A 7,918-nucleotide genomic window follows, 5' to 3' on the forward strand; every position below is an offset into this window, starting at 1 on the left:
TTCCTTCCTAATCCGATATCTTGCGAAATTGACTGATGAAGAATCCATCACTTCCATACAATTCAGGTGTAATGAGGATACAGCCGTCTTTCATGATATCCTTACATTCATGTTCTAGCTTTACCTGCTCGAACTCAGGATGACTTTCTAAAAACGCCTCAACGACTTGAAAATTCTCCTCTGAGACAATAGTACAGGTACTATAAGTTATTATACCACCTTTGCCTAGTGTTTGACAAACACTACCTAATATTTCTAGCTGAATTTCCTGTAAGGACGCGAAATCTGCCGTTTCTTTATTGTATTTGATATCTGGTTTTCGGCGCAAAAGACCGATTCCTGAACAGGGAGCATCCACTAAAATCTTATCAAATGAATCCTGACTAAAAAACTCATGCACCTTTCTGGCATCCAATTTTTGCCTTTGAACCCGATCTGCAACTCCCAGACGTTGAGCATTTTCTTGGATTAAGTCCAACTTGTGATCGTACAAGTCCAGAGCAGTAACCTGACCTGTCGTGAGATAAGAGGCTATATGGGCTGTTTTCCCACCCGGAGCCGCACAGGCATCAAGCACTCGCTCATCTCCCTGCAAATTCAAAGTTGGCGCAACCAGCTGACTAGACTCGTCTTGGATGGTTATAGTCCCTTCTGCAAACAAATCATGGCCTGCAAAATGCCCTTGCTCCTTAACCAGACCAGTGGTTGCTAAAAGGGAATTATTCGCCTCCAATAAGGCTTGGATTTCCTCTTTTCGGCTTAAATCAGTTACACGAATACTGGCCTTGTTTCGCACCAAGAGACTTTCAAAAATAGCTTGCGCTCGCTCCTCTCCGTATTCTTCCTTGAGCTTTGCAACTAGCCAAACCGGAAGGGAATAAGCGATGGAGTCACGCTTGTTTTTTCGTTTGATGCTAGCAATATCTGGCCAGCCTTCACGCAAGATACGGCGAAGGACGGCGTTGACCAATTTTTCACTGCCTTTTTTACGGACTTTGGCCAATTCCACTGCTTCATTGACCACAGCATAATCTGGAATCTTGTTCAAATAGCGGAGCTGGTAGGCACTCATGAGAAGAAGGACATAGAGCCAGTTATCTAACTTATCTCTGTCTTCGATAAAATGGGATAGGTACCATTCCAGAGTCAGTTTACGGGCTACCGTTCCATAGACTAGCTCGGTCACTAAGCCCTTGTCTGCTGCCGAAAGTTGACTTCCCTTGAGATGCTTATTTAAGGCGATATTTGAGTATGCTTGATTGATAAAAACATCCTCTAATACTGCCAGGGCTAAACTTCTAGCCGTTTCTACTTTAGTCACCAAATCGTTCTCCTACAGTCAATGTACGTCCAACTCCGTTGAGGAAGGAAGCGATGTCCATCTTAGGCTTACCAGCTGGCTGCACTTGCTTAAGAGACAAAGCTCCTTCTGCCGTTGCGACAATCAATTCTTTCTTGCCGATAGAGAGAATCTCTCCTGGATTTCCCTGACCTTCTACTGGCAGGGCTTCATAAATCTTAAAGCGGTCGCCCTTAAGGAAAGTATGGGCAACAGGCCAGGGGTTCATCCCTCTGATTTGGTTGAAAAGTTGACGATTGCTTTTAGTCCAATCCAACTTTTCTTCCTCTGGCTTGATATTTGGCGAGAAAGTAACCTGACTTGGATCCTGCGGTTCAGGTTTGATGTCACCAGCAATGTAGGCAGGCAAAGTATCCAAAAGCAAATCACGACCAACTAGCGCCAATTTTTCAAACAAGGTGCCAACATTGTCCTCATCTGTGATCGGAATACTACGACGAGAAATCATATCCCCTGCATCCATTTCCTTAACCATCTCCATAATGGTTACACCAGCTTCCTCATCACCTTGAATCAAGGCATAATGGATCGGAGCACCACCACGATGTTTAGGAAGGAGTGACGCGTGAACGTTGACCGCAAAGTCCATGCTATCAAGGAGTTTACTTGGGAGAAACTGGCCAAAAGCGGCAGTCACAATCCCATCTGCTCCTAGCTTCATAAGATCTTCCATCTCTGGACTTCCAGATAGTTTTTCAGGTTGGTAGATAGGAAGTCCTGCCTCTTTTGCAGCTTGTTTAACTGGGGTTTCCTGGATAACTTTTTTACGTCCGACAGCACGGTCTGGCTGGGTCACAACGGCTAGAATTTCGTAACGGTTATCTGTCAAAAGTCCTTTTAAGACTGTTGCTGAAAAGTCGGGTGTCCCCATAAAGATTAGTTTTGTCATATCTTCTCCTTCTTATAAAAATTGCTGTGGCTCATGGTCAATGCTGAGACGGAGCTCACTATTTTCCCTTTCTTGAGTCAAGGCCAAGACCTGGTTGAGGGTTGGTCCCAGCTCATCTTCTAAACGGTATTTAATTAAAATCTGGTAATGATAGAGGTTGTGAGTACGGGCGATGGGTTTGGGCGTTGGCCCGAGGATGTTACTGGTTTCAGACAAACCTGACCGCAAAATGTTCATGACTTCATAGGCACGTTTGACCACCTCTTCTTCTTTCTTGTGAGAAAGGGTAATGCCAATGGTGAAATAGTAAGGTGGATAGCCAAGTTGTCGTCTGATACCCATTTCATAAGCATAAAAGCCTTCGTAGTCCTGGTCTTTTGCAAATCGAATAGCGTAGTGCTGAGGATTGTAAGACTGAATCAAGACCTGCCCAGCTTTTTCAGCACGTCCTGCTCGACCTGCCACCTGAGTCAAGAGCTGGAAGGTTCTCTCAGAAGAACGGAAATCAGGCAGATTCAAGGCCGTATCCGCATTTAGAACACCGACTAGGGTCACATTTGGAAAATCCAATCCCTTGGCAATCATCTGAGTACCTAGTAAAATATCTGCTTCTCCTCGCCCAAACTGGTCAAGCAGAGCTTGGTGACTACCTTTCTTACGAGTCGTGTCCACATCCATGCGCAGAATGCGAGCCTGGGGAAAGAGTTCTGCTAGCTCGTCATAAGCCTTCTGTGTCCCTGTCCCATAGTAGCGAATACTGCGGCTCTTACAGTTAGGACAGACCTGAGGAATGTCCTTCGAAAAACCACAATAATGGCAGTTCATATTCTTGGTATCCATGTGCAAGGTCAAGGAAATATCACAGTTGGGACAAGTATCCACCGTCCCACACTCCCGACACATGACAAAGCTAGAATAACCACGGCGATTGAGCATGAGAACCACCTGCTCTTTTTTAGCCAGACGGTCCTGAATCGCTTCTAGCAAAGGAGGCGTAAAATTTGACGTCTCGTTTTGTCCGATATAGTCCCGAAAGTCAATCACTTGAACCTCAGGGATTCTAGCTAAAGGATTGGCGCGTTGGGTCAGACGTAAATGTTGATAAACGCCTTTGCCAGCCCGAGCACGGCTTTCCAGACTAGGAGTTGCTGAACCAAGCACCAGAGCCGCTTGATTATAATGAGCCCGTAAAATAGCCACCTCTCTAGCATGGTAACGGGGATTACTGTCCTGCTTATAAGTCGCTTCATGCTCCTCATCGATAATCATGACACCTAGATTTTTCAGCGGAGCAAAGATGGCAGATCTAGCACCAACAACAACTTGGGCATCGCCGCGTTCCACCTTGCGCCATTCATCATACTTTTCACCATTGGACAGGCCTGAGTGAAGAATGGCCACTTTCTTACCAAAGCGAGCAATAAAACGCTCCGTCATCTGCAGAGTCAAGGAAATCTCAGGCACTAACAAGATGGCTGTTTTCCCCTTATCCAAAGCTCCTTGGATTATTTGTAAGTAAACCTCGGTCTTCCCACTTCCTGTGATCCCTTGAAGGAGGAAGGGAGGCTGATGACTACCAATAGCACTCACAACCGCATCACGCGCCTGTCTTTGCTCTGGATTCAACTCCAAAGGCTGACTTGCTTCAATCCCTTCAAAATAAGCAGCCGAGCGTTGCACTTCCTTTTGGACTATGGACACAGCACCTTGTTCCACAAAAAAGTTGACCTGCTCCCGTGAGTAGGACTCTAACAAACTAGCCAAGGAAGCACTCTCAGGATGAGACAGCAAGTAATCTCTCAATTCCAACTTTTTCTTGGCACGCGCAGATATTTCAACACCTTCTAATTGAGCTAGATTCACCTCATACCAAGACTGGGTCTTGACCTTCTTTTGATCGACTGCCTGATATTCCAGACCAAGTAGGCCTTTTCTAGTCAAACGCATCATTTCAGCTTGCTTACCTAAATCCAGAGAAGAAAAGGCTAGTGAATCTTCAGAACCAAACAAGCGCTCTCGGTCTTCCTGACTCAGACCTTCCAGAGGATAGAGAATCTTGTCATAGCTAGAATTTAGAAATCCCGGTAGCATAGCCTTGAGAATAGAGATTTTGTAAGAAAATACAGATTTGCGGAGCTCCTCAGCCAGCCAGAGTTGTTCTTGCGTGAGAACAGGAGAAAAATCCAGTACCTCGGCAATATCTTTTAAATCTTGACTTACCCCTTCTTCATCCACTTGGGACTCCAAACCAAGAACAATCCCTTGAATCAGGCGATTGCCCTTACCAAAAGGCACATGAACCCGCATCCCAACTTCTAGCATTCCCTCAAATTCCTTAGGAATCTTGTAACTATAGGGCTGGTCCGTCTGCATCAAGGGCACATCTACAATAATATTGGCTATAACCATCTTCTCACCTCCTCCTTGTCAGTACATTCTTACAATAGAAAAAATAAGATTGAGTCCCCCCAACCTTAAATTTTTTCACCATCTTCTTTTTCTTTAGCGATTTGCTCTTTGATTTTCTTTTCTTCTTCTTCTTTGCGGCGTTTTTCTTCTTCGATACGGCGACGCACTGCTTCACGTTTCCCTTCTGGGTCTGGGTGAATGGTTACGTTTCCTGATTCGATTTCTTCTAGAGCGCGAAGAGTTGATTTTTCAGACTTGAAACCTTGAGTTGCTGGTGCACCTGCTTCCAATTCGTGGGCACGTTTTGCTTCCAAGATTACGAGTGAATATTTTGAAGGAACCTTGTCGAGCAAGGTATCAATAGAGGGTTTTAACATCATTTGCTTGTACCTATTTTCTAAATTTTATCGGGTAGTTGGAGACTTTGGTAACATCTCCTGATAGTGACCAATGACACGGTCCACACGGAAGTGCTCTGCTTCGATCACACGTTTGACACGCTCAGCAGCTAGGGGCACCTGATCGTTGACAATCGCATAATCATACTCACGCATGAGAGCAATTTCTTCCTTGGCTTTTTCGATTCGTTGGGCAATCACTTCTGCGCTATCTGTTCCACGACCTACCAAGCGGTCTTGTAATTCATCCAAATCTGGTGGTGTCAGGAAGATAAAGACAGCATCTGGAACCTTTTTCTTAACCTGAAGAGCACCCTGAACTTCAATTTCAAGGAAAACATCGATTCCCTTGTCCAAGGTTTCATTGACGTAGGTCAGAGGAGTTCCATAGTAGTTGCCGACATATTCTGCGTATTCCAACATCTGTCCTTGACGAATCAGCTCTTCAAACTCTTCACGAGTACGGAAGAAATAGTCACCACCGTCCACTTCTCCAGGACGTTGTGCGCGTGTCGTCATCGATACAGAGTATTGAAATTGATTTTCAGAACTCTCAAAAATCTCTCTTCTAACCGTTCCTTTGCCAACCCCTGAAGGACCAGAAAAAACGATTAGTAAGCCTCGGTCTGCCATTGTGTCTCCTTTTAGTCAGTCTGTGAAATAACATTTCTCTAGAATAATGGCAAAAAGCCAGATTATCCTTTACAGTCTTTCTATCTAGTGTAACAAAAAAGCAGTAATTTTTCAACTGCTCTTTCTTATTTATTTAGATGTGTTGTGATTCGAACGTGAAATATCGCTTTTAAAATATCTTCAGAAAATAGGTCTATACCATTTACAAATGAAAAAGAAAGGTTTATAATGTAATTGACATAATAAATTGTAGAATCAATTTTTTAAGGAGGTTAACATTATGCCTAACTATATTAAAGCGGATCAGTTTTTCTACCCACACGGAGTTCGTCGAGGTGGTTACTTGGAACTTGTGGACGGCAAGTTTGGAAAACATGTAGAGCAGATTCCTGAAGGAGCTGAGGTGATTGACTATACAGGTTATAGCATTGCTCCAGGACTTGTGGATACCCACATTCATGGATTTGGCGGTGTGGATGTTATGGATAATAATATCGAAGGAACGCTTCATACTATGAGTGAAGGACTCCTCAGCATGGGGGTAACGAGCTTCTTGCCAACAACTTTGACATCGACTTATGAGCAATTGCTTGCGGTAACTGAAAATATCGGTGCTCGTTATCAAGAAGCAAGTGGCGCGAAAATTCGTGGAATTTATTTTGAAGGGCCTTATTTCACAGAGAAATACAAGGGGGCTCAAAACCCTGCCTACATGAAAGATCCTCGCATGGATGAGTTTCGTGCTTGGCAAAAAGCAGCAAATGGCTTGCTAAATAAAATTGCTCTTGCGCCAGAGCGTGAAGGTGTAGAAGACTTTGTACGGACTATCACCGGAGAAGGTGTAACGGTTGCTCTTGGGCACTCAAACGCGACTTTTGATGAAGCTAAAAAAGCAGTCGATGCTGGAGCGAGTGTTTGGGTACACGCCTACAATGGAATGCGTGGGTTGACTCACCGCGAACTGGGTATGGTTGGAGCCATGTATCAATTACCTCATACCTATGCAGAGTTGATCTGTGATGGCCATCACGTAGATCCAAAAGCCTGCGAAATTCTTATCAAACAAAAAGGGACAGAAAACATTGCTCTTATTACAGACTGTATGACAGCTGGTGGATTGGAAGACGGTGACTATATGTTGGGAGAATTCCCAGTTGTCGTTGCAAATGGAACTGCACGCCTCAAATCGACAGGTAACTTGGCAGGTTCTATCCTCAAACTCAAAGATGGTGTGAAGAATGTAGTCGAATGGGGAATTGCGAATCCGCATGAAGCAGTCATGATGGCCAGCTTCAACCCAGCTAAATCCGTTCACATCGATGACGTCTGTGGACAAATTCGTGAAGGTTATGATGCAGATTTTATTGTTTTAGACAAAGATTTGGAATTGGTAGCAACCTATCTAGATGGTGTGAAACGTTATCAAGCATAAGAGAGAAGAGTCTGGGCAAAAGTCTAATTTGAGGAGAAAATCCAGTAATACTCCTTTGAAGTCAAAAAGCAACAAACACTGTCAACTATTTGTTACAACTCCATTAATTAGTATTCCACTTTCTAAAATCAGTATTTTGAGCTGTGCAATCCAAGTCTTCTAATTTGTTTTTTAATTTCTGTTTAGTATAAATTTTACTTGGGCAGTAGACCAACTTGGAGCGTTTACGAGTTGTTCCAGGCTCAGTTTAGCTTGTTTTCTTAGTCTCTTCTTTGTCTTTCTGTGAGACTTGGGAGAGAGGATGTTTTCCTTATAGAGTATTTTTCTAACAGTTGTATCAGAGAGCTGAATTCCCTCTTCTTCAGCTAGTAATTCACAGAAATGAAGGACATTTGGTTTATATGTTTCATAGGAGAGGTATTTCTTTAGGACACGTTCTTTGATTTCATCAGGGATTGCATGTTTTGGTTTTCGATTTCTGTTTCCGTGTCTGAAGGCTTCTTTTCCTTTCTGTTGATAGGCTAGTAGCAGACGATTGATTTGTCTTTCAGAAAGATTCAGTTCGACACAGGCTCGATTCTTTGTTTTCTTTCCTTGGTCTATAGCTTTTATCACAAGATATTTTTTCGTTTCATTCATATTCAGTTGGATACTTTTCATACGACTATTTTATCAAATGGGACATTTTCACGTTCGATTTACTAAAGACATTCTCACATTCGAATTACATTCCATCCCTGATAGCGTAAAACAAACTAGTCAGGGTGACTAGTTTGTGGTATAATGAAAGGGACTCA

Annotated in this window: 6 protein-coding genes and 1 pseudogene; 1 reads left to right on the forward strand and 6 read right to left on the reverse strand. The window is 43.5% G+C overall.

Features of this window, described 5'->3' with window-relative positions:
* Positions 1–7: 7 nt before the first annotated feature.
* The 5 genes from rsmB to gmk all read right to left on the reverse strand — a co-directional run bounded on the left by rsmB (position 8) and on the right by gmk (position 5,689).
* Positions 8–1,321 (reverse strand): 16S rRNA (cytosine(967)-C(5))-methyltransferase RsmB, encoded by a 1,314-nt coding sequence (rsmB, locus tag HT693_RS07810; protein WP_014017339.1) that lies wholly within the window; start codon positions 1,319–1,321, stop codon positions 8–10.
* Positions 1,314–2,249, reverse strand: coding sequence for a methionyl-tRNA formyltransferase (fmt, locus tag HT693_RS07815; protein WP_000163714.1), 936 nt, complete (start codon positions 2,247–2,249; stop codon positions 1,314–1,316). Before fmt ends, rsmB begins: the two co-directional genes overlap by 8 nt.
* A gap of 12 nt (positions 2,250–2,261) precedes the next feature.
* Positions 2,262–4,658, reverse strand: coding sequence for a primosomal protein N' (locus tag HT693_RS07820; protein WP_000233902.1), 2,397 nt, complete (start codon positions 4,656–4,658; stop codon positions 2,262–2,264).
* Positions 4,659–4,723: 65 nt separating this feature from the next.
* Positions 4,724–5,038, reverse strand: coding sequence for a DNA-directed RNA polymerase subunit omega (gene rpoZ, locus HT693_RS07825; protein ID WP_000979235.1), 315 nt, complete (start codon positions 5,036–5,038; stop codon positions 4,724–4,726).
* A gap of 24 nt (positions 5,039–5,062) precedes the next feature.
* Entirely contained in the window at positions 5,063–5,689 is a 627-nt protein-coding gene (gene gmk / locus HT693_RS07830) for a guanylate kinase (RefSeq protein ID WP_000775034.1), read from the reverse strand.
* A 280-nt stretch (positions 5,690–5,969) separates the two neighbouring features.
* Between gmk and nagA the strand changes: the two genes are divergently transcribed.
* Positions 5,970–7,121: an N-acetylglucosamine-6-phosphate deacetylase gene (gene nagA / locus HT693_RS07835; RefSeq protein ID WP_001134440.1), complete on the forward strand. Its 1,152-nt coding sequence runs from the start codon at positions 5,970–5,972 to the stop codon at positions 7,119–7,121.
* Between the two features lie 246 nt (positions 7,122–7,367).
* Here the strand turns inward: nagA and HT693_RS07840 are convergent.
* Positions 7,368–7,760, reverse strand: a pseudogene (locus HT693_RS07840) (helix-turn-helix domain-containing protein); the annotation flags it as partial.
* Between the last annotated feature and the right edge of the window lie 158 nt (positions 7,761–7,918).

The organism is Streptococcus sp. 2154 (assembly GCF_013277255.1).
Taxonomy (GTDB): domain Bacteria; phylum Bacillota; class Bacilli; order Lactobacillales; family Streptococcaceae; genus Streptococcus; species Streptococcus pseudopneumoniae.